Origin of the sequence: Gluconacetobacter asukensis (genome assembly GCF_014174375.1) — a bacterium.
Lineage (GTDB): Bacteria > Pseudomonadota > Alphaproteobacteria > Acetobacterales > Acetobacteraceae > Gluconacetobacter > Gluconacetobacter asukensis.
Map to the genome: position 1 here is coordinate 182,090 of NZ_JABEQE010000003.1, position 21,065 is coordinate 203,154.

The 21,065-nt window shown below is 67.8% G+C and carries 18 protein-coding genes; 8 read left to right on the forward strand and 10 right to left on the reverse strand.

The window, feature by feature from the left end; all coding sequences use genetic code 11:
* Positions 1 to 3: 3 nt before the first annotated feature.
* Positions 4 to 1,428, reverse strand: coding sequence for a glutamine-hydrolyzing carbamoyl-phosphate synthase small subunit (gene carA / locus HLH35_RS05110; RefSeq protein WP_182978114.1), 1,425 nt, complete (start codon positions 1,426 to 1,428; stop codon positions 4 to 6).
* Positions 1,429 to 1,635: 207 nt separating this feature from the next.
* Here carA and HLH35_RS05115 point away from each other — a divergent pair, with 207 nt between their 5' ends.
* The 8 genes from HLH35_RS05115 to HLH35_RS05150 all read left to right on the forward strand — a co-directional run bounded on the left by HLH35_RS05115 (position 1,636) and on the right by HLH35_RS05150 (position 9,751).
* Positions 1,636 to 2,091, forward strand: coding sequence for a GatB/YqeY domain-containing protein (locus HLH35_RS05115; RefSeq protein WP_182978115.1), 456 nt, complete (start codon positions 1,636 to 1,638; stop codon positions 2,089 to 2,091).
* Between the two features lie 4 nt (positions 2,092 to 2,095).
* Entirely contained in the window at positions 2,096 to 3,928 is a 1,833-nt protein-coding gene (gene dnaG / locus HLH35_RS05120; protein WP_182978234.1) for a DNA primase, read from the forward strand.
* 218 nt (positions 3,929 to 4,146) lie between these two features.
* Positions 4,147 to 6,084: an RNA polymerase sigma factor RpoD gene (rpoD, locus tag HLH35_RS05125; RefSeq protein ID WP_182978116.1), complete on the forward strand. Its 1,938-nt coding sequence runs from the start codon at positions 4,147 to 4,149 to the stop codon at positions 6,082 to 6,084.
* Between the two features lie 187 nt (positions 6,085 to 6,271).
* The gene (locus tag HLH35_RS05130; protein WP_182978235.1) at positions 6,272 to 6,838 is read left to right on the forward strand and encodes a GNAT family N-acetyltransferase; all 567 of its coding nucleotides are present in this window, start codon (positions 6,272 to 6,274) and stop codon (positions 6,836 to 6,838) included.
* 153 nt (positions 6,839 to 6,991) lie between these two features.
* Entirely contained in the window at positions 6,992 to 7,468 is a 477-nt protein-coding gene (gene rpsF, locus HLH35_RS05135; protein ID WP_182978117.1) for a 30S ribosomal protein S6, read from the forward strand.
* Positions 7,469 to 7,474: 6 nt separating this feature from the next.
* Positions 7,475 to 7,750, forward strand: a complete 276-nt coding sequence (rpsR, locus tag HLH35_RS05140; RefSeq protein WP_114726487.1) for a 30S ribosomal protein S18 — start codon at positions 7,475 to 7,477, stop codon at positions 7,748 to 7,750.
* A gap of 12 nt (positions 7,751 to 7,762) precedes the next feature.
* Positions 7,763 to 8,329 carry a 50S ribosomal protein L9 gene (gene rplI, locus HLH35_RS05145; RefSeq protein ID WP_182978118.1) on the forward strand — a complete coding sequence of 189 codons (567 nt, stop codon included), beginning with the start codon at positions 7,763 to 7,765 and terminating at the stop codon, positions 8,327 to 8,329.
* 162 nt (positions 8,330 to 8,491) lie between these two features.
* Positions 8,492 to 9,751 carry an SAM-dependent methyltransferase gene (locus HLH35_RS05150; RefSeq protein WP_182978236.1) on the forward strand — a complete coding sequence of 420 codons (1,260 nt, stop codon included), beginning with the start codon at positions 8,492 to 8,494 and terminating at the stop codon, positions 9,749 to 9,751.
* A gap of 22 nt (positions 9,752 to 9,773) precedes the next feature.
* Here HLH35_RS05150 and rsmA read toward each other — a convergent pair whose 3' ends face one another.
* The 9 genes from rsmA to cysQ all read right to left on the reverse strand — a co-directional run bounded on the left by rsmA (position 9,774) and on the right by cysQ (position 20,894).
* Positions 9,774 to 10,610 carry a 16S rRNA (adenine(1518)-N(6)/adenine(1519)-N(6))-dimethyltransferase RsmA gene (gene rsmA / locus HLH35_RS05155; protein WP_408870097.1) on the reverse strand — a complete coding sequence of 279 codons (837 nt, stop codon included), beginning with the start codon at positions 10,608 to 10,610 and terminating at the stop codon, positions 9,774 to 9,776.
* Between the two features lie 20 nt (positions 10,611 to 10,630).
* A complete protein-coding gene (locus tag HLH35_RS05160) occupies positions 10,631 to 11,950 on the reverse strand; it encodes a peptidylprolyl isomerase (RefSeq protein ID WP_246384853.1) in 1,320 nt (439 codons plus the stop codon).
* Positions 11,951 to 12,020: 70 nt separating this feature from the next.
* Positions 12,021 to 14,369, reverse strand: a complete 2,349-nt coding sequence (locus HLH35_RS05165) for an LPS-assembly protein LptD (protein ID WP_408870098.1) — start codon at positions 14,367 to 14,369, stop codon at positions 12,021 to 12,023.
* Complete coding sequence (gene lptG / locus HLH35_RS05170; protein WP_182978121.1) at positions 14,369 to 15,478, reverse strand: LPS export ABC transporter permease LptG; 1,110 nt, start codon at positions 15,476 to 15,478, stop codon at positions 14,369 to 14,371. The genes HLH35_RS05165 and lptG overlap by 1 nt, the downstream gene beginning before the upstream one ends.
* Entirely contained in the window at positions 15,475 to 16,620 is a 1,146-nt protein-coding gene (gene lptF / locus HLH35_RS05175) for an LPS export ABC transporter permease LptF (RefSeq protein WP_246384854.1), read from the reverse strand. The genes lptG and lptF overlap by 4 nt, the downstream gene beginning before the upstream one ends.
* Positions 16,621 to 16,899: 279 nt before the next feature.
* Positions 16,900 to 18,348: an FAD-binding oxidoreductase gene (locus HLH35_RS05180; RefSeq protein WP_182978123.1), complete on the reverse strand. Its 1,449-nt coding sequence runs from the start codon at positions 18,346 to 18,348 to the stop codon at positions 16,900 to 16,902.
* A gap of 127 nt (positions 18,349 to 18,475) precedes the next feature.
* Complete coding sequence (locus tag HLH35_RS05185; RefSeq protein ID WP_182978124.1) at positions 18,476 to 19,021, reverse strand: hypothetical protein; 546 nt, start codon at positions 19,019 to 19,021, stop codon at positions 18,476 to 18,478.
* 49 nt (positions 19,022 to 19,070) lie between these two features.
* Positions 19,071 to 20,042, reverse strand: coding sequence for an L-threonylcarbamoyladenylate synthase (locus HLH35_RS05190; RefSeq protein WP_182978238.1), 972 nt, complete (start codon positions 20,040 to 20,042; stop codon positions 19,071 to 19,073).
* Positions 20,043 to 20,093: 51 nt separating this feature from the next.
* The gene (gene cysQ / locus HLH35_RS05195) at positions 20,094 to 20,894 is read right to left on the reverse strand and encodes a 3'(2'),5'-bisphosphate nucleotidase CysQ (protein WP_182978125.1); all 801 of its coding nucleotides are present in this window, start codon (positions 20,892 to 20,894) and stop codon (positions 20,094 to 20,096) included.
* Positions 20,895 to 21,065 lie beyond the last annotated feature (171 nt).

The window sequence follows — 21,065 nt, forward strand, 5'->3', positions numbered from 1 at the left end:
CTTTCAGGCGGGCTGATTGGTGCGGTCGATCAGGGCGACGAAGCGGTCGAACAGATAATGGCTGTCCGACGGGCCGGGGCTGGCCTCGGGATGGTACTGGACCGAGAAGGCGGCGTAGCGCGTGGAGGCGATGCCTTCGTTCGAGCCGTCGAACAGGCTGCTGTGCGTCACGCGGACATCGTCGGGCAGGCTGGATTCGTCCACCGCGAAACCGTGATTCTGGCTGGTGATCTCGACCTTGCCGGTGCTGAGGTCCTTGACCGGCTGGTTGGCGCCGCGATGGCCGCGCGCCAGCTTGTAGGTGCGGGCACCCAGCGCCTGGGCCAGGAGCTGGTGGCCGAGGCAGATGCCGAAGATCGGCTTGCCGGCGTCCAGCACGCCGCGGATCGCGGGGACCGCATATTCGGCGGTCGCGGCCGGGTCGCCGGGACCGTTCGAGAGGAAGACACCGGCGGGATCGAGGGCGAGGATCTCTTCCGCCGTGGCGGTGGCGGGGACGACCGTGACGTCGCAGCCCGCATTGGCCAGGCAGCGCAGGATGTTGCGCTTGGCGCCGTAATCGACGGCGACGACGCGGCGGCGCTTCAGGGGAAGCGGAAGGGTGCCGCCGGGCCAGGTCCACACGCCCTCGTCCCAGCCATAGGCCTTGGCGCAGGTGACGTCGCGTGCCAGGTCCATGCCTTCCAGGCCGGGCCAGGCGGCGGCCTGCGCGCGCAGGGCGTCGAGGTCGAAGGCGCCGTCGGCCGGGTAGGCCAGGATGGCGGTCTGCGGGCCGCCATCGCGGATGCGCAGCGTGATGGCGCGGGTATCGACGCCGCAGATGCCGGGCACGTTGCGCGCCTTCAGCCAGCCATCCAGGCCCTGCGTGGCGCGCCAGTTGGCGGGTTCGGTCAGGTCCTGCTTCACGACCAGGCCGCGGGCCGCGACGCGGGCGGCTTCGTCATCGGCTGCGTTGGTGCCGACATTGCCGATATGCGGGAAGGTGAAGGTGATGATCTGCCCGGCGAAGGACGGGTCGGTCAGGGTTTCCTGATAGCCGGTCATGCCGGTGGAGAAGCACAGCTCGCCGATGGCGGCGCCGGTGGTCGGCGTGTGCGCGCCGAAGCCGCGCCCCCACAGGGTGGTGCCGTCGGCCAGCACCAGCGCGGCGGTGGCGCCCGTGGGAATGGCGGCGGGGGGCGAGGCGGGAACCTGGCGCTCGGTCATCTGGGTCTCCGGTCCATCGTACGCTTTATGGGGGGGCACGCTATCGGGTTGCAGGTCGGAAAGGCTGAGGCCGGTATGGCGCAGGATCACCGTCCAGTGCTTGGGCGGGATCGCGCCGGCCTGACGCCATTTGCGGATGGCCTCGGTCCCGACGCCGGTCAGGCGGGCGGCATTGTCGGCCCCGCCCAGACGTTCGATGATGTGGTCGATCGATGACGGCATGGAGAGTCTTCCTTCCGGGATTGTCTCCTACCAGCCTCCCGCGAGCCTGGGAAGAAAATTCCCACGTCGGGCGACATGTCAGGTATGGGAAAAATATTCCGGCTGTCCCAGGCCGGATGGAAGCGGGATCGCCATTGTGGGGCGGCCCGAATCGCAACATTTTAACGGGCGGGCCGGCATGGTCCGGCCGGTCAGGAGTACGGGATCATGAGCCTGCGCGCACGTTTCATGGAAGACCTCAAGGCCGCGATGAAGGCCGGGCAGAGCGGGCAGGTCGCGACCCTGCGCATGGTCAATGCGAAGCTGAAGGACGCCGATATCGTCGCCCGCGCGCGTGGCGCGGAGGTGTCGGAAGACGAGATCGTGTCGATGCTGCGGGGGATGATCAAGTCGCGGACCGAGTCGGCCACGATGTATCATCAGGGTGGCCGGCCTGAGCTGGCCGAGAAGGAAGAGGCCGAGATCGCGATCATCCGCGCCTATCTGCCCGCCGAGCTGGACGCGGCGACGCTGGAGGCCGCCGCGCGTGAGGCGATTGCCGAACTGGGGGCCGCGTCGATGAAGGATATGGGCAAGGTGATGGCGGCGCTGAAGGCGCGCTTCGGCGCGGCGCTGGATGCCGGCCAGGCCAGTGGCATGGTCAAGTCGCTGCTGTCTGCCTGACGCGGTGGCGCTCGACCCCGCCTTTCTGGAAGAGCTTCGGGCCCGCACGCCGATCGCCGCCGTGATCGGGCGGCGGACCCGGCTGATCCGTTCGGGACGGAACTGGAAGGCGTGCTGCCCCTTCCATGGTGAAAAGACGCCGTCCTTCTATGTCTATGACGACCATTTCCATTGTTTCGGATGTGGCGCGCATGGCGATGTGATCACGTTCGTGATGCAGAGCGAGGGGCGGGGCTTTCCCGAAGTGGTTGCCGAACTGGCGGCCGAAGCGGGGCTGGAGGTGCCGCGTGCCAGCCCCCGGCAGCGCGAGAACGAGCAGCGTACCCGTGACCTGGCCGAGGTGCTGGAGCTGGTCCAAGCCGCCTGGGTGCGGCGGCTGCATGCGCCGGAAGGGCGGGGCGGGCTGGCCTATCTGCGCGGGCGCGGCCTGTCCGACGAGACGATTGCCGGGTTCGGGCTGGGCTGGTCGGGTGATGGCAGGGGCGGTCTGCTGGAGGAATTGCGCCCGAAGGGGGTGACGCAGGACCTGCTGGTCAGGGCCGGGCTGATGCGGGTGGATGAGGAGGGGCGGCCGAAGGGCGAGCTGTTCTTCAATCGGGTCACCTTTCCGATCCGGGACCGCAAGGGGATGCTGGTGTCGTTCGGCGGGCGCATCCTGGGGGATGGGCAGCCGAAATATCTCAACGGGCCGGAAACCGAGCTGTTTTCCAAGCGGCGGGTGCTGTTCGGCATGGATCGTGCCCGCAGTGCCCTGCGGATGGCGCGGCCGCGTGGGGCGCCGCCGGTCGAGTTGCTGGTCGTCGAAGGCTATATGGACGTCATTGCCCTGCACCAAGCCGGATTCCCGGGTGCGGTGGCCCCGCTGGGTACTGCCCTGACGCCTGAGCAGATGGAGGCGTTGTGGCGTCTGGCGCCGGCGCCGATCCTGTGTTTCGACGGGGACGCGGCCGGGCAGCGCGCGGCGGTGAAGGCGGCGGAGACGGCGCTGCCGCTGCTGTCGATCGAGCGGACGGTCCGGTTTTGCTCCCTGCCTGAGGGAGAGGACCCCGACAGCCTGCTGCGCGCGCGGGGCACCGGGGCAGTTGCTTCCCTGGTGGAAGGCGCGCGGCCGCTGAGTGCGGTTCTGTTCGAATTGCTGACCCAGGGGGTACGCGATCCGGGGCCCGAGCAGCGGGCGGCGTTGCGCCGGCGGCTGACCGACGCGGCGGCGATGATTGCCGACAAGGGGCTGGCCTCGGAATATCGTTCAACCCTGATCGACCGGTTTTTCGAGACCTATCGGCGCCGGCCGGGTGGCGGGCCGCGACGTGAGGGGGCGGTCAGGTCGTCCATCGCGTCGGTGGCTGCGGCGCCATTCGATGCCCTGGCGGCGACGGAGGAGCGCATGCGGATTCTGACTGCGATCCTGCTGCGTCATCCCGCGCTGCTGCCGGAGGTCGAGGATGCCTATTGCCGGCTGGACCTGCCGCCGGCGCTGGGGCGGGTCCGGGCGGGGCTGATGGATGCGGCCTCGGAAGATGCTCTGACGGATGCCGGCGCGCTGGCCGCCCGGCTGGACGAGGCCGGTCTGGCGGAGGAACGCGCCGCCGTGCTGTCGGCCCGGCCGCTGCCGATGGCGCTGACCGCGCCGGACGACCTGATGGCGGTCGATGTGGCGCAGGAATGGTGGCATTTCTATGCGTTGATGAATGTCCGCCAGTTCGGCGAGGATCTGCGGATGGATACCGAACGGATGTGTGCCGGCACGCTGGACGAGCGGGCGTGGGCCAGTCTGCGCCCCCGGCTGCTGGCCTGGGAGACCCTGCGGCGGGGGGAAATGTCCTCCGACGATGGATGAAGTTACATGGCCTGAAACATGCCGGGCCTTGACTTTGGCGGGTGAATCGACCACCTGCACACCACTTGTAATTTGTCAGATGCGATAGAATGGCCGTTTCGTATCCGGAGGTTTGCATCCCACGCGCTTAAGGTGGGACCGGATGTGAGGCAGGGCCGGCGATGCCGTGGCGCGGCGAAAGCGTGGCGGCGGGTTAGCGCTTAGGGATAGGGCAGGCGATGGCTACAAAGACAGCCGCGGGTTCGGAAGCGACTGCTGGCGACCAGGATAACGACACCACTCTGCTGGATACGCAATCCGGAGCTGTCAAGAGGCTGATCGCCCGCGGGAAGGAGCGGGGGTACATCACCTTCGACGAACTGAACGCCGTCCTGCCGCAGGACCAGATGTCCTCGGAGCAGATCGAGGACGTGATGGCGGTGCTGTCGGAGATGGGCATCCAGGTCGTCGAGAACGAGGATAACGACGACACCGAGGCGAACCGCGAGGAAAAGGCCGAGGAAGCCGAGGCCGAGGAAGAATCCGGCAGCGGCAACGTCGACACCGAGAGCCTGGGCCGTACCGACGATCCGGTGCGGATGTATCTGCGCGAGATGGGCTCGGTCGAACTGCTGTCGCGCGAGGGCGAAATCGCCATCGCCAAGCGGATCGAGGCCGGCCGCGACGAGATGATCGGCGGGCTGTGCGAAAGCCCGCTGACCTTCGGCGCCATCATCTCCTGGCATGAGCGGCTGAAGGCCGGCGAAATGCTGCTGCGCGACATCGTGGACCTGGAGGCCATGCAGTCGGGCGGCGCCGAGGAAGAGGGCGTCGAGGCTCCGCAGGAAGACGGTGCCTTCGAGGCGCCGGCCGAGAACGAGGAAGGGGAGGAGGGCGACAGCGCCGGCCTGTCCCTCTCGGCGCTGGAGGAGAAGCTGAAGCCGGAGATCCTGGCGCAGTTCGAGGAGATCGAGGAGCTTTATTCGCGGCTGCAGAAACTGCAGTCCAAGCGGCTGGAGACCCTGACCTCGGGCGCCGAGATGTCGGACAAGTCCGAGAAATCGTACGAGAAGCTGCGCGAGGAGCTGGTCGGCAAGGTGCAGCAGGTGCATCTGCACAATACCCGGATCGAGTATCTGGTGCAGCACATGAAGGAGATCTTCCAGCGGCTGAACGGGCTGGAAGGGCGGATGCTGCGCCTGGCCGAGAGCACCAAGGTCTCGCGCGAGGACTTCCTGATCAAATATCGCGGCAGCGAGCTGGACCCGGGCTGGATGGACATGGTGTCCGCCCTGCCGGGCAAGAGCTGGAAGAACTTCGTCGCCAAGCACACGCTGACCGTGCTGGAACTGCGCGGCCAGGTGGCCGCCCTGTCGCAGGAAACCGGCCTGCCGGTGGGCGAGTTCCGTCGCGTCTATGCCACCATCTCGCGCGGTGAGCGGGATTCGGCCCGTGCGAAGAAGGAGATGATCGAGGCGAACCTGCGCCTGGTGATCTCGATCGCCAAGAAATATACCAATCGCGGCCTGCAGTTCCTGGACCTGATCCAGGAGGGCAATATCGGCCTGATGAAGGCGGTGGATAAGTTCGAGTACCGTCGCGGCTATAAATTCTCGACCTATGCCACCTGGTGGATCCGGCAGGCGATCACGCGCTCGATCGCCGACCAGGCGCGGACCATCCGTATCCCGGTGCATATGATCGAGACGATCAACAAGCTGGTCCGGACCTCGCGCCAGATGCTGCATGAGATCGGGCGCGAGCCGGCGCCCGAGGAACTGGCCGAAAAGCTGGGCATGCCGCTGGAGAAGGTGCGCAAGGTCCTGAAGATCGCCAAGGAACCGATCTCGCTGGAGACGCCGATCGGCGACGAGGAAGACAGCCATCTGGGCGACTTCATCGAGGACAAGACGGCGGTGATCCCGCTGGATGCCGCGATCCAGACCAACCTGCGCGAGGCCACGACGCGGGTGCTGTCCTCGCTGACGCCGCGCGAGGAGCGCGTACTGCGCATGCGCTTCGGCATCGGCATGAACACCGACCACACGCTGGAAGAGGTGGGCCAGCAGTTCAACGTGACGCGCGAGCGTATTCGCCAGATCGAGGCCAAGGCGCTGCGCAAGCTCAAGCACCCCAGCCGCAGCCGCAAGCTGCGCTCGTTCCTCGACGATAACTGAGAGCCTGACCGAAAATGTGGGCTGGTGAGCGAGAGCGGGCCGCCGGGGCCGCGCCCGGCGTGTGTTTCCGAGCATCGGAGCGGAGCGGCCTTGACGGCCGTGAGCACCGAAGCACAGGAAATGCGCGTCGGATCGCCATCAGCGCGCATTTCCGGTCAGGCTCTGAGGGCCGGGTGTCGTGAATGCGATGATCGGGTCCGGGTCGACGACCCGGATCGTCGTCGACGTGACGTTCCTGTGCATGGACGCGCCGCCTGCGGGCGTCGCGCCCGTGCTGCCGGATGCGTATCGGATCGTGCGTCAGCCGGCGCCGGACTTCGCCTTCTACCGGTTTCTCTATGACGGTGTGGGGCAGGATTATTGCTGGTGGATGCGCCGGGTCATGCCCGAGCGGGAGCTGACCGTCCTGCTGCGCGATCCGCGCGTCGAGGTGCATGTGCTGTGGCGGGACGAAGAGATCTGCGGGTTCTTCGAGCTGGACCGGCAGGTGCCCGACGAGGTCAACCTGGCCTATTTCGGCCTGATGCCGGGGCAGATCGGGCTGGGGATCGGCCGGATTTTCCTGCGCGCCGCCCTGGACGCGGCCTGGGCGTCGCGGCCCCAGAGCGTGCGGGTGAATACCTGCTCGGCCGATCATCCCAGGGCGCTGGAGACCTATCTGCAGGCCGGATTCCGCAAGGTGCGCACGGTGCGCGAGGTGTGGGACATTCCCGACCGGCTGGGGATGAGCGTGCCGTCCTGGCTGCGTGTGTAGTTTTTTCTTGTGATCGGGCGGGGTTTGTGCTTCACACCCCTCCTTCCCTGCTCGGGCGCGGCATCGCCCCGGCTATACCCATGCCCCCCGGGAGGGGCGCCGTGCGGACCGTGTCCGAGGCGGCCGGGTTGACCTTATCCGAAGGGAGTTCCCATGCCGTTATATGAGACCGTGTTCATCGCACGGAATGACGTGTCGCAGCAGCAGGTCGAAGCCGTCGCCGACGGAATCGCCACCCTGCTGGAGACTGACGGCGGCGCCGTCAAGAAGCGCGAATATTGGGGCCTGCGCAGCCTGGCTTACCGCATCAAGAAGAACCGCAAGGGGCACTACATGCTCCTGGGTCTGGATGCGAAGCCGGAGACGATCAAGGAGATCGAGCGCCAGCTGAGCCTCAACGAGGACGTGATGCGCGTCCTGACCCTGCGCGTCGAAGAGATCGACGAGGCGCCGTCCGTGATCCTGTCCCGCAAGGGCGACGAGCGCGAGCGCGGTTTCCGTGGTCCGAAGCCGGCCGGCCGGTTCGAGAGCGGCCGCGGCGGTCCCCGTCGCAGCTATGACGACCGCGAGGAATTCCGTGCCCGTAACGAACGGGACGAGCCGCGCGACACCGACGGCGAAGCGGAGTAAGAATCCATGTCCGACACCACTGAAATCAATCCCGCCGCCCGTCGCACGGCCGTGGGCGCCCGTCGGCCGTTCTATCGCCGCCGCAAGTCCTGCCCGTTCTCCGGCCCCAACGCGCCGAAGATCGACTACAAGGACGTGCGTCTGCTCAGCCGCTTCCTGTCCGAGCGCGGCAAGATCGTGCCGAGCCGCATCACCGCCGTTTCGGCGAAGAAGCAGCGCGAGCTGGCCCAGGCGATCAAGCGGGCCCGCTTCCTGGCCCTGCTGCCTTATATCGTCGGTTGAGGGAGGCAGATCATGTCCGCAGTAGAACTGATCCTGCTCCAGCGCGTCGAGAATCTGGGGCAGATGGGCGAGATCGTGAAGGTGAAGCCGGGCTATGCCCGTAACTTCCTTCTGCCCCAGGGCAAGGCGATCCGTGCCAACGGCATGAACCGCGAGCGCTTCGAGCGCGAGCGCGTGCAGCTGGAAGCGCTGAACCTGAAGCGTCGCGAGGAGGCCGAGCGCCTGTCCGAGCGCATGCATGGCCTGTCCGTCATCCTGATCCGTCAGGCCGGCGACAGCGGCAGCCTGTATGGCTCGGTCACGACCCGTGACGTGGCTGACGCCACCACGGCCGCCGGGCTGACGATCGCGCGCACCCAGGTGGTCCTGGAGCACCCGATCAAGCAGCTGGGCCTGTACACCGTGCGCGTGGCGCTGCACCCGGAAGTCTCGATCCCCGTCACGGTCAACGTGGCGCGTTCGGAAGAGGAAGCCGAGCGTCAGGCACGCGGCGAGGCCATCGGCGTCGAGGACGAGCCTGCCGGTTTCGTCGAGGAAGCGCTGATCGAAGAGACGGAAGAGGCCTCGGCCGAAGCCTGATCGACCTGCGCGGCGCAGACGCGCCAGAGCTGCGAAAGGCCCGGAAGAGTTCGCTCTTCCGGGCCTTTTGTCGTTGAAAAGCCATCGAAAGCCCCTTCGCTCGTTCTTTACGGATGGCGCCGCAGACTTCATGCTGTTCCCCGCACGACAGGGAGCTGAATGATGACGCCGGTGATCGACAGGATCTTTCGCAGCTTCATCACACAGGGACGGCTGGATGTCGTCTTTTCGGACGGGTCGCGGCGGACCTATGTCGGGACGGAGGGCCCGGTTGCGTCCATGCGGATTCTCGCGCCTTCGGTGGAGCGGCGGCTGATCGCCAATCCCGGCCTGGCCTTTGGCGAGGCCTATATGGACGGGCTGGTCGAGCCGGTGGGCTGCACGCTGTACGATCTGCTTGATCTGCTGATGACCAACAGCATGCAGGCCGGCCATATCGGCGAAGCCGTGGCGGCGGTGATCCGCTATGGCAAGCGCACCTGGACCCAGTTCAATCCGGCATCGCGGTCGCGGCGGAACGTCGCGCATCATTACGACCTGAACGGGGCGTTGTACGACCTGTTCCTGGATAGCGACCGGCAATATTCCTGCGCCTATTTCCCGCGGGGGGACGAGACGCTGGAAGAGGCGCAGGTGGCCAAGAAGCGGCATATCGCCGCCAAGCTGCGCCTGGACCGGCCGGACCTGGAGGTGCTGGATATCGGCAGCGGCTGGGGCGGCATGGCGCTGACGCTGGCACGGGATTATGGCGCCCGCGTCACGGGCATTACCCTGTCGGAAGAGCAGCTTGCCGTCTCGCGCCGTCGGGCCATGGAGGAAGGGCTGGCGGACCGGGTCCGGTTCGAACTGGTGGATTACCGGGACGTGACGCGACGCTTCGACCGTATCGTGTCGGTCGGCATGTTCGAGCATGTCGGGGTTGGCCATTACCGGCAGTTTTTTGAGCGGGTGCGTGCGATCCTGGCGCCGGACGGGGTGATGCTGCTGCATTCCATCGGGCGCAATGACGGGCCGGGCTCCACCAATCCTTGGATAGACCGCTACATCTTTCCCGGCGGCTATTCGCCGGCGCTGAGCGAGACCTTTGCCGCGATCGAGAAGGCGGGGCTATGGGTGACGGATTGCGAAATCCTGCGCCTGCATTACGCGCAGACCATCGCCCATTGGCGGGAGCGGTTTGCCGCCAACCGCGACCGTGTGGCCGCGCTGTATGACGAACGGTTCTGCCGGATGTTCGAATTCTATCTGGCCGGGGCGGAACTGTCGTTCCGCGTCCAGGGCCATCTGAATTTCCAGTTGCAGATTACCCGCTCGATCGATGCAGTGCCGTTGACCCGCGATTACATGGTCGAGGCCGAGCGGGAAGCTGCCGCCCCGCCGGGCCGCCGGGGGCGTGCCCGCAAGGCCGGGACGTCGGGGTAGGAGGGCCGCCCGCTCCGGCTCATCAGGCGGTGCGGGTGGCGTGGCAGCGTGCCAGCCGGTCGAATTCGGCGATCGACAATGTTTCCGCCCGTCGTTCGCCGCTGATGCCGGCCTGGTCCAGCAGGGTTTCGCCGCCGATCCCGCGCAGGGAGCCGCGCAGCATCTTGCGTCGCTGGCCGAAGGCTGCGGCCGTGACCTGTTCCATGGCCCGGAACAAAGCGGGTTCGGGCTGGGTTTCGTGCGGGGTCAGGCTGACGACGGCGGAATGGACCTTGGGCGGCGGGGAGAAGGCGCCGGGGGGGATGCGCATGACCATGCTGGCCTGGCTGGTCCATTGGGCCAGCACCGCCAGGCGGCCATAATGGCTGGTGTTGGGGGCGGCGCAGATCCGTTCGGCCACCTCCATCTGGAACATCAGGGTCAGCCGTTCCCACGATGCGGCCTGGCGCAGCCAGCCGACCAGCAGCGGGGTGCCGACATTATAGGGCAGGTTGGCGATGATCTGGCGCGGTGCGGGGCAGAGTTCCGTCAGGTCGCGCGTCGTCGCGTCGGCTTCCACCAGCCGTAGCCGGTCGGGGAAATGGGCGACCAGTTCCTCGATGACGGCGACGGCCCGACGATCGATTTCCACCGCCGTCACGCTTGCGGCCGGGGTGGCCAGAAGGGAACGCGTCAGGCCGCCGGGACCGGGGCCGACCTCGACCACATGCCGGCCGGTCAGGTCGCCGGCCAGGGCGGCGATCCGCGCGGTGATGCCGGGATCGAGCAGGAAATGCTGGCCCAGTGCCTTGCGGGCGTCCAGCCCGTGGCGGGCGATGACGTCGCGCAGCGGCTCCTGGGCCGGATCGGGCATGGCCATGGCCGGATGGTCCGGGCTGGTCACACTTTCGACCGGATGTCGATGACCGCGCGGCGGCGCAGGTCGCGGTTCAACTGCCGCGATGTCTGCTCCACCCGCTCGTTCATCAACTGGTCCGCGATTTCGCTGGGCGTCTGCTGGGCGAAATTCTTCTGCTGGCGCGCGCAGACCATCAGCACGGCGATGCCGTCGCCCGAGACCAGGGGGTGGCTGGCCTGGCCGGGGGGCAGGTTGGCCAGGATCTGCTGCATCTGCGGATTGATGCGCTCCAGCTGCAGGTCGCCGGGATTGGCGGGGCGCTTGTCGCCGTAACGGTGGTTCGCCGCCTCGAGATCGGCGCAGGAATGCGCGCTGGCGGCAAGCTGCTGGGCCTGTTGCAGCATCGCGCGCTGCTGCTCCGAAGGGGCCTGGGGATTGAGCGGCGTGGTGAAGGGCAGGTAGGCCTGACGCAGCGTCAGCATCGTGCCCATCTGGTGGCCGATGACGCGGCGGCCGTTCAGCGTGGCGATGACGTAGCCGCCGGCGACGCGGATCGGGTTTGAGATGGCGCCTTCCGGCATGGCGCGTGCGACGGCGACCACTTCCGGGTCCAGGCTGTCTTCCTGCACCCAGCCCATCATGCCGCCTTCCAGCGCCGTCTGGCTCTGCGAGAACTGGGCGGCGACGATGGGGAAGGGCGCGCCGTTGCGCAGTTCCTGGATGATCGTCTGGGTGAATTTGAGCTCGTCCTCGGAGTGACGGGCGTCATCCACCGGGATGAAGATCTCGCTCATCAGATATTGCGACTTGCCGTCTTCGCGGCGCAGCGCTTCCTCGCGCTGGGCGATCTCGGCGGCGGTGGTGCGGCCGCGCGATCCCATTTCCTCGCGCAGGACCTGGGTCCAGCCCAGCTGAACCCGGATCTGGTCGATCATGGTGGTCAGGGAAATGCCGTCGGCGGCCAGATGGTCGCGCAGGGCATTGTGGGGCATGTTGTTGCGGCGCTCGATATCGGCGATCGAGGCGGCGATCTGCTCGGGCGGCACGTTGATGTGGCGCGAGAGCATTTCCTGCTGGCGCAGGCGCTCGTCGATCAGCTGCCGGACGATCTGCGGGCGCAGGCGGGTCATCAGGTCGTCGGTCAGGTCCAGGCCGGCGGACAGGGCGAACAGGCGGCCACGATTTTCTACGTCACGCCGTGTCAGCACCGTGCCGTTGATGACGGCGACGATCGAATCCTGGGGGATCGAGCCGTCCGAGGCCTCGGCGGCTGGTTTCGGTGCCAGCGCATGCGCGGCATCTGCCGGCACGATCGCGCCTGCCGTCCAGGCGGCCAGCCCGGCGGCCGCGATACGGGCCATGAGGTTCGATGGAAATCCGGTCGGGGAAAGGCGGCGTCGCATTCTGTTCGGTCTCTCGCGCGTCGTCGGGTCAGCCATGGATACCAAAGGCCCCGATGGTCTTGAAGGTCAGGGTGAACATGATGGTCGAATTGCGCTGTTCGCCGCCGATCGAGGTATATTGCTTGATATACATGATATTGAAGGCGAAGCAGTCATTCTGGTAGCCGGCATTGCCGCCCATGCTGACGAACTCCTGGCGGGACAGGCTGCGCCGGACGAAGCCGGAGAGGCTGTAGCCGCTCCAGTTCGTCGTGGCGCCGAGCGTCAGCTCGTTGGTGCGGACGAAGTAGGCGGAGGTCGGGCTGCCGGTCTGGAGGTTGGTGGCATAGTAATAATAGGGCGTCACCGGCTCGTAGACATAGCCGCCCGTGACGCGGAAATGCTGGACGCCGGTGGAGAACAGCGCGTCGCCGAAATCGATGCGTCCGGCATAGGGGTCGATGCGGGTGCGGCCGGTAAAGTCGACATACTGGTTGGGGGCGATGCGCGCCCGGGCCACCACATCGGACAGGTGATGGTTCAGCCCCGAATAGGGGATGCGGTTGTGGTCGATATGTTCCTGGACGCTTTCGCCGACCAGCGTGTCGATTTCATGTCCGTCCCATGTCCAGTTGGCATGGACGCCGAAATTGCCGCGCAGGCCGCCGTCCAGCCTGTCGGTTCCAGGATAGCGGTTCAGCGAGAACAGGGTCGAGTCGGTGAACTCGTATGCCAGGCTGTCTTCGTTGGGCATGTTGCGGGTGACGCTGTTGCCCGTATTGGGAGCGGCGATGATCTGGGCGATCGGCTCCAGGATCTGGGTGCCGCCGCCATGCTGGAAGGTGCGGAGGAACGGCCAGTTCATCTTGAGCGCCACGGTCGGCAGGACCTGGCCGGTGACAACCGCGCGGCGGGCCGCCGTCGGGTCATAGAGCGGTTGCTGGTTCAGGCTGGTGGCGCGATGGATGGCCGATTCCAGATGCAGGGTCAGCGTCCAGAGCTGGCCCAGCCGGTTGCGGAACGGCCGGTCCCAGTTGGCCGAGAGCTGGGCGCGCTGGTCCGACACGCCGTCATTGCGGTAGACGTAGAAATCGTTGGTATCCAGCGCCAGACGGCCGCCCCAGGCGTCGGGCTGGCCGAAATAGCTGAAATTATAGTGCGGCAGCACCCAGGGCAGGTCGTTGTTGCGGATGACGCCCTGGTTCAGGCCCTGATAGGCCTGGGCGTCGAGGCGCGAATAGGAACCGGTGCCGAACCCTTCGAGGAAGACGTTCGACGTCAGCATTTCCTGCCCGTAGCCGGTCACCCGGTAGTCGCGCATGTAGTTGGCGGAGGTGGCGAGGTTGATGTTCATCCCCGCTCGCCATTCCCGCGAGAGCGAGGCCTGGCCCTGGGCGAAGATGTAGCCCTGCACCCCGTGCTCGTTCGCCGAGCCGACGGTGTTGCCGAATGTGTTGATGTACGCCCCCTGACGATGGGTATCGTACGCAAGGCCGCCAAGGATGTTCAGCGTGCCCCAGTTGAAGAGGTTGCGGTACTGCGTGCTGACCTGCGGCCCGGTGCGGGTCGAGAACAGGCCCTGGACGGTCAGATCGGACTGGCCGTCGATCACCCAGTAATAGGGAATGGTGGCGTAGGCGCCCAGATAGCGGTCGTGCGGTGTGATGCCGGGGGTGAGGAAGCCGCTCTGCCGCCGGACCGAGGGGTCCGACATCGAGAAGACCGGCAGGTACATGACCGGAATCCCGAACATGTCGAGATAGGCGTCACGGAATTCGATGCGCTTGTGCTCGGTATCGTCGATCGCATCATAGGCCCGCAACTGCCAGAATGGCGGGCGGGTGGGGTGTTTGGCGCAGATCTCGCAGGCGGTATAGACGGCGCGGGTCATGTCGTTGACGCGCCCGCCGGTCCGGCGCATGCCGTTGGCGGCAAGCTTGGCGTTGTCGGCCATCAGCGCGTGCAGGCGCGTCATGATGCCATCGCGCATGCCGTTGCTGAGTTCGGCATAGTCGCTGAACAGCACGGTGCCGTCCGCCTCGACGATCGCGACATTGCCCCGTGCCGCCGCGATGCCGGTATTGCGGTCATAGGTGACCGTATCGGCCCGCAGCACATGGTCGTTCTGCCAGATCTGGACGTTGCCCGACCAGGTGATGGTGCCCTGGGCGTTGTCGTACGACACCTTGTCGGCCTGGAACGTCACCGGGGCCTTCTGGGAAACCGGCGAGCCCGCGTCGACATGCAGCGGGTGGACCTGCGCATGGGCGTGATGGATCTGGACCGCGGCCCCCAGCAGCGTGCCGCCAAGCATGGTGGCAGCCAGCAGCATGCCGCGTGCCTGCGCGGATTGGCCCCCGACGGGGAGAAACAGGCGACGAGGCAGGAGAAAGGGCATCATCCATCTTCTAAATGAAGCAGAAGAGAAACTGCAAGGCAGAGACCCGCTCCGGTCGGGGCCCAGGCAGCAAGAATCGGCGGCATGGCGCCGGATTCCCCGAATTGCGCCGCCACCTTGGATACCGTGAACAGCGCGAAGCCCGCCGCCACCCCGCCGCCGATCATGCGCGCCACGCCGCCGCGCCGGGTCGGGCGCATCGAAAAACCGGCCGCGACCAGCGCCATGGTGCCTGCCAGGATCGGCAGCGTGAGCAGCGACTGGAAATGCAGCCGGTGCCGGATGGACGAGAAGCCCGAGCGCTCGAGAAGCGAGATGAAGCCCGGCAATGCCCAGACCGACAGCGTGTCGGGCGAGGCGAAGCTTTCCTGGACGCGCGCGAGCGTGAGGTCGGTCGGCAGGGTGAAGCGTCCCACCTGGACGGGCAGGCGGTCGGGCCGGATGGTGTGGGTATCGTCAAGCACCCATTCCCCCTGGCCCAGATGCCCGCTGGGGGCTTCCACGCGGACGATCATGCGGTCGGTCTCGTCCAGCCGGAACAGGCTGATGCCGCTGATCCGCAGCACGCCGTCCTGCAGGTGCACGCCACGGGCATGCAGGATCGCCACCCCGTGGGGGGCCAGGGCATTGTCGGCCTGACGGATCCACAATGCGCCGTCGGCGAGATTCAGCGGGCCGCCGCTGCGCAGATAGACATGATCCAGTGTTTCCGCCCGCCGGTACATGAGCGAGGACAGCGGCGACAGCGCGCCGGTGGCCAGCGCGCCGATCAGCAGGGCGCAGGCCAGCGGGCCGGTCAGGAACTGCCACGCCGAAATGCCGGCGGCCCGCGCCACGATCAACTCGGACGAGCGCGTCAGTCGCCAGAAGCAGACGAGCCCGCCCAGCAGCACGCCGAAGGGCAGGATTTCGATCGTGAAATAGGGGATGTGCAGGAGCGCGATCTCGCTGACCAGGCGGGTGGGCACGTTGGGACGCGTTGCGACCCGCCGCAGCAGGTCGATGAAATCGAACAGCGAGACCAGCCCGGTCAGCGACAGGATCATCGCCAGGACCGCCAGCGTGAACTGCCGCGCGATGTAGAAGGAGAGGGTGACCGAGACGGTCATGGGCGGGGCGCCTGGCCGGACGGGATGGATGCGGGAAGCGGCGGCCCCGCCATCGGCTGCTGCCGCTGGCGCCATTCGGGCAGGAAGAGCGTGATGGCGCACACGGCGCCCGGCAGGATGGCCTCGATCCACATCAGGGGCACCAGCCCGGGATTGCGGCCGGCCAGGTTCTGCACCATCAGGCTGAGGGCCAGCAGGCACACCACGCTCATGATCGCGGTGAATGGCCGCAGGATGTTGCCGTGCCGCGAGAAGGTGCCGCCCAGCACGCTGACCAGCCCGATCATCGCGAAGGAAAAGGCGGTGAAGGGCGAGGTCAGGCGCCGCCAGGCCTCGACCGCGAACTTGCCGCGATCGCGGTCCGAGACCTGGTGCGGGTCGGGATGCAGCAATTCGTGCAGTGCCATCTCGCTGGCGTCGCGATAGCGGGTCTGCTCGCCCCGGGGAGTGGTCAGGTCGATGGTGTTGCGCGCGAAGGTCAGCACGTTCAGCCGGCCGGTCCGGCGGTCGATTTCCTGCCGCGAGCCGTCGAAGAGGACCACGCGGGGCTGGTCGTTGATGACCAGCATGGTACCGCGCTCGGCCAGGATGGTCGAGGGATTGTCGGGCTGGCGGCCGTCCTCGACCATGATGCCGTGGAGCGTGCCGTCATGATCGCGGGAGCGGACATAGACGGTCATGGTATTCGACAAGGGTGTGAAGACGCCGTCCTGCAGCATGAAGGCCGCGATGCGGTTGCGGATCTGGAATTCGTACTGCTTGAACGCGTGAAAGGCCTGCGGGACGATCCACACATTCAGGAGCAGGCAGAGCAGCACCGACGCGCCGGCGCACAGCAGGCCGGGCCGCGCCACATGGAAGGGCGACAGGCCGGCCGCGCGCATGACCGTCAGTTCGCGATCGCTGGCCAGGCGCTGATAGATGAACTGCACCACAACGAAGGTCGTGATCGGCAGGATGATGGCGACGAAGGAGGGGACGAGCAGGCTGGTCAGTCCGATGAAGACCCGCAGGGACAGGCCGCGTTCGACCACCAGGGAGACGAAGCGCAGGGACTGGGTAAGCCAGATCAGGGCCGCCAGGCCGCCCGTGGTTGCCGCCAGTGCCATGAGGAGCTGCCGCAGCACGTAGCGGTCGAGCATCGGCAGGTGCGCCCTTGACGGACGTCTGATTGCGGATCGGGCGAACGACATAGGCTTGTGTAGCTCCCCGGAGGATGTGGTGAAAAGCCCTGTGTCCAGGGGTGGTGCGACCGTTACGGCTGGTCGTCCCACCGGTTCCCGACCGTCATCAAGCACCGGCCGGCTGAAGCAGATCCCGTCCCGATGGTTTTATTGGGGCCGGCGAGGATGCCAGTGGAAAATCGAGGAGCCGGAAAGAGGTCCATGGGCCGCCCCCGCGCGGGACACGCGGACGGTACGCTAGCCTGCCGGGGGGAACAGCGTGCCGGGATTCATCAGCCCGTGCGGATCGATTGCGTCCTTGATCCGGCGCATGGTGGCCAGTTCGGCGCCTCCGCGCCAGCCGGGCATCATGTAGGGCTTCAGGCGTCCGACGCCATGTTCGGCCGAGAAGGAGCCGTCCAGGTCGCGCACGATGGCGGCGACCGCGTCCATGATCCGGTGATCCTGCGCCAGGAATGCGGCCGGGTCCATGCCCTCGGGCTGCACCAGGTTGAAATGGATGTTGCCGTCGCCGATATGGCCGAACGGCGCGGGGCGGATGCCCGGGATCAGGGCCGCGCAGGCGGCGCTGGCGCGGTCGATCAGTTCCGGCACGCGCGAGACGGGGACCGAGACGTCGTTCTTCACGCTGGCGCCGGCGCGGCGCTGGGCCTCGGCATGCTCTTCGCGCAGTTTCCACAGCGCCAGGCGCTGGCCCTCGCTTTCCGCGATCACGGCGTCGCTGACCGTGCCGGCCTCGAACATGCAGGCCAGGACGTCTTCCAGCACTGTGCGCAGGTCGGCATTGCGGCGCGGGGTCGCCAGTTCCACCAGCACATAGGCCGGGGCGGGCTCGGCCAGCGGCAGGCTGGTGCCGGGCACCAGCCGCGTGACCAGGTCCATCCCGGCGCCCGACATATATTCGAAGGCCTGGATCAGCGCCGGGTCCTGGGCGCGGAAGGCGCTGAACAGCGCCAGCGCCGCGCCGGCGTCGGCGACCGCGCACAGCGCGGCCTCGACCGCGCGCGGCTGGGGCTGCAATTGCAGGATGGCCGAGGTGATGAAGCCCAGCGTGCCCTCGGACCCCACGAAGAGCTGGCGCAGCGCATAGCCCGTATTGTCCTTGCGCAGCCGGCGCAGCCCGTTGAAGACGCTGCCGTCGGGCAGCACGACCTCCAGCCCCAGCACCAGCTCCCGCGCATTGCCGTAGCGCACGGTGTTGTTGCCGCCGGCATTGGTGGCCAGCACGCCGCCGATCTGGGCCGAGCCTTCGGACGAGATCGAGAGCGGCAGCATCAGGCCGGCTTCGCGCGCCGCGTCCTGCGCCGCCTTCAGCGTGACGCCGGCTTCGATGTCCATCGTGTGGTCCAGCGGGTCGATCTGCCGCACGCGGTTCATCCGCGACAGGCACACCACGATGTCCCGCCCGCTCTCGTCGGGCGTGGCGCCGCCGACCATGCTGGTATTGCCCCCCTGCGGCACCATCGCGACCCCGGCCGCGGCGCATAGCGAGACGGCCTGGGCCAGTTCGGCGGTGCTGGCCGGGCGCAGGACGGCCGCCGCGCGCCCGTGATAGAGCGAGCGCCAGTCGGTGCAGTAGGGCGCGACGTCTGAGGTCTCGGTGAGGATGCCCGACGGTCCCAGCAGATCCGCCAGACGGGCCAGCAGGTCGGCGGTCGGGGGAGCGGAGGAGGGGGTGGCGGTCATGGCGGGTTTCCGGTGGCGATGGATGATCGGCGCGGGGGACGGCGCCTGTCTTGGGACAGAATGACCGGCAAGGCAATGTCCGGCCCCAGGTCTGGCCCCAGGTCTGGCCTTGGGGCCGATGGTTCCGTCAGTTGAGGGCCGTCGTCCGGAACGGGACGGTCGGCACGTCCATGGCGCGCACCATGCCCATGCCGATCGCGCCCACCAGGGCGCCGACGGCGACGGCCAGGGCGACGACCGAGCGGCGGCGCGGCGTGGGGCGTGCCCGCATCACGGACAGGGCGGCCTGCGTTTCGGCGCGGGCCTGCTGGGTCAGGTAGAGCTGCGACCGCAATTCCTCATTGCGGGCGCGTGCGCTGCGCAGGTCGAGATCGAGCCGGTTGACGCTTTCGGTCAGTTGCATGATCCGCGTGCGCGCGGCCTGCATTTCCTCGGTGGCGGCAGCGCCGGATGCGGCGCGGGAGGCGCGGGGGCGGGGCGGGGGGCGCTGCGGCGGGTTCGGCGCGATGGCGGTGAACAGGTTCTTCAGGGCCCCGCCGGTCATGGCGTTGCGGCGGGCACGGTTGCGGATGGCGTCCAGCGCATTGGCGGACTGTCCCGGATGGTCCTCCAGGACCAGGGCCAGGATATCCGCCAGAATCTTCAGTTCCTTGGGATCGAGTTTGTCGCTCATGGCGGCGGATCACGATGCTCGGGGCAGGCGGTTGCGGACGGATGCGGCATCATGCGGGACGGGGGGAGGCCGCGCGGCGCAGGCGGTCGCGGATGGCCAGCCCCAGCCCGGCGCGGGGGATCGGCATGGCGGCGATGCGGGTCAGGCCGCGCCGCGCGCCCTCGCTGTCCAGGAAGCGCAGCCCGGCGAACAGGCGGGCCGCGGCTTCGTCCACCGTGCCGGAGGGGCTGAGATTCCAGACCAGCCCGGCCCCCGGCAGTTCCGGCCCGAAGGCCAGCAGGGCCTCGTCGGTGCCGACCTCCTGCGCGTCCAGGCGGACCGGCAGGGAGGGGGCGTAGTGCGATTCCATCCGGCCGGGCGAGACCGGCAGGGTGTCGGCATAATCGTCGGGATGGGAGATCGGGCCGCAGATCTCGGCGAGGGCCTCGATCGTGACGCCGCCGGGGCGCAGCAGCATGGGCGCGGTGCCCGTCAGGTCGAGGACCGTGCTTTCCACCCCGACCTGGCACGGGCCGGAATCCAGCACCGCGTCGATGCGGCCGTTCAGGCCGCGCATGACGTGATAGGCGTCCGACGGGCTGACCTTGCCGGACAGGTTGGCCGACGGGGCCGCGACCGGGCGGCCGGTGGCGCGCAGCAGGGCCGCCGTGACCGCGCCGCGCGGCACGCGGACCGCCACCGAGGGCAGGCCGGCGGCGGCGAGGTCGGAGATCGTGCCGCCCGGCTGGCGCGGCAGGACCAGCGTCAGCGGGCCGGGCCAGAACCGCTCGGCCAGGCGCCGGGCGAGATCGTTGGGCATGGCCTCGGTGAAGGCGGCTTCGGCATCGGGGAAATGGCTGATCAGCGGGTTGAAGCGCGGGCGCTCCTTGGCGGCGAAGATACGGGCCACGGCGGTATCATTGGTCGCGTCGGCGCCAAGCCCGTAGACGGTTTCCGTCCCGAACGCGACCAGGCCGCCTGCCCGCAGCAGGTCGGCCGCGCGGGCGATGCCCGCGTCGTTTGCTTCCAGGCGTTCCGTCATCTCCCCTCTACCCGTCCGTTCGTGGCCGATCATGTCGTTGATCATAACGCGTCACGCGCCTGATTGCTCCCGCTTTCCGGCGCAGATGAAGTGCGGGTTGCGCCAGTGGGGCTTGCCGTAGCGCAGCGGTGCGCCATCCATCACGGTAACGCTACCGCCGGCGGCCTCGACAATGACCTGCGGGGCGGCGGTATCCCATTCCATCGTCGTGCCCAGGCGGGGGTAGAGGTCGGCCGCGCCTTCGGCCACGCGGATGAATTTCGCGGCGGAGCCGATATTGCCCAGATGGGCGATCTGCCGGCCGCCCAGGAACGACGCCAGGCGCGGATCGTCGGCATAATGGCGCGAGGCCAGCACCGTCAGCCCCTCCGGCGGAACAAGGCGGGCGTGGATGGCATGCGTGCCGGCTGCGTCGATACGGTGCGCGCCGGTGGCGACATGGCCGGCATAGAGCTGGTGATAGGCCGGCAGGGCGACGGCCCCCAGAACGGCGCTTCCGTCACGGACCAGGCCGATATTGACGGTGAAATCGTCCCGGCCCGCCGCGAATTCGCGCGTGCCGTCCAGCGGGTCGACCAGCCAGAATGTGTGACCGGCCTCGACGCGCACGCCGGCGGCGGCTTCTTCCTCGGCGATCACGGGAATTTCGGGCGCGGCGGCGCGCAGCCCGGCCAGGATATGGGCCTCGGCGGCGTGATCGGCCTCGGTCACCGGGGACGAATCGGATTTCGTCACGGTTTCGAACCCGCGCGCACGGATCGCGCGGATCAGTTCGGCGGCCTCGGAGGCCAGGCGGGTTGCCAGGTCCAGCAACGCGTCGTCGCCGGGATGGAGCAGGGAGGAACGATTCATGGGTTCATGGGATTAGCTCACTCGCGGCCGCGCGTCATGCGCCTTTCTCGAATCTTCGGGGTTTCGACGGGCCGGCTTTGGACAGATGCGCCCGCATGCGGCATGCTGGGGCACCTGTTCCAGGGTCCGGGGCGCGACCCTGACCGACCGATCGTTGCGGAGTATCAGCGC

Excerpts from the sequence above, each read along its gene's own strand:
- rplI (WP_182978118.1), top strand. The coding sequence starts at position 7,763 with ATGTCCGCAGTAGAACTGATCCTGCTCCAGCGCGTCGAGAATCTGGGG.
- rpoD (WP_182978116.1), top strand. The coding sequence starts at position 4,147 with ATGGCTACAAAGACAGCCGCGGGTTCGGAAGCGACTGCTGGCGACCAG.
- HLH35_RS05185 (WP_182978124.1), bottom strand. The coding sequence starts at position 19,021 with ATGAGCGACAAACTCGATCCCAAGGAACTGAAGATTCTGGCGGATATC.
- HLH35_RS05160 (WP_246384853.1), bottom strand. The coding sequence starts at position 11,950 with ATGGCCCGTATCGCGGCCGCCGGGCTGGCCGCCTGGACGGCAGGCGCG.
- HLH35_RS05130 (WP_182978235.1), top strand. The coding sequence starts at position 6,272 with ATGATCGGGTCCGGGTCGACGACCCGGATCGTCGTCGACGTGACGTTC.
- rpsF (WP_182978117.1), top strand. The coding sequence starts at position 6,992 with ATGCCGTTATATGAGACCGTGTTCATCGCACGGAATGACGTGTCGCAG.
- HLH35_RS05115 (WP_182978115.1), top strand. The coding sequence starts at position 1,636 with ATGAGCCTGCGCGCACGTTTCATGGAAGACCTCAAGGCCGCGATGAAG.
- HLH35_RS05150 (WP_182978236.1), top strand. The coding sequence starts at position 8,492 with ATGACGCCGGTGATCGACAGGATCTTTCGCAGCTTCATCACACAGGGA.
- lptF (WP_246384854.1), bottom strand. The coding sequence starts at position 16,620 with ATGCTCGACCGCTACGTGCTGCGGCAGCTCCTCATGGCACTGGCGGCA.
- cysQ (WP_182978125.1), bottom strand. The coding sequence starts at position 20,894 with ATGAATCGTTCCTCCCTGCTCCATCCCGGCGACGACGCGTTGCTGGAC.
- carA (WP_182978114.1), bottom strand. The coding sequence starts at position 1,428 with ATGCCGTCATCGATCGACCACATCATCGAACGTCTGGGCGGGGCCGAC.
- HLH35_RS05190 (WP_182978238.1), bottom strand. The coding sequence starts at position 20,042 with ATGACGGAACGCCTGGAAGCAAACGACGCGGGCATCGCCCGCGCGGCC.
- rpsR (WP_114726487.1), top strand. The coding sequence starts at position 7,475 with ATGTCCGACACCACTGAAATCAATCCCGCCGCCCGTCGCACGGCCGTG.
- HLH35_RS05180 (WP_182978123.1), bottom strand. The coding sequence starts at position 18,348 with ATGACCGCCACCCCCTCCTCCGCTCCCCCGACCGCCGACCTGCTGGCC.
- rsmA (WP_408870097.1), bottom strand. The coding sequence starts at position 10,610 with ATGGCCATGCCCGATCCGGCCCAGGAGCCGCTGCGCGACGTCATCGCC.
- lptG (WP_182978121.1), bottom strand. The coding sequence starts at position 15,478 with ATGACCGTCTCGGTCACCCTCTCCTTCTACATCGCGCGGCAGTTCACG.
- HLH35_RS05165 (WP_408870098.1), bottom strand. The coding sequence starts at position 14,369 with ATGCCCTTTCTCCTGCCTCGTCGCCTGTTTCTCCCCGTCGGGGGCCAA.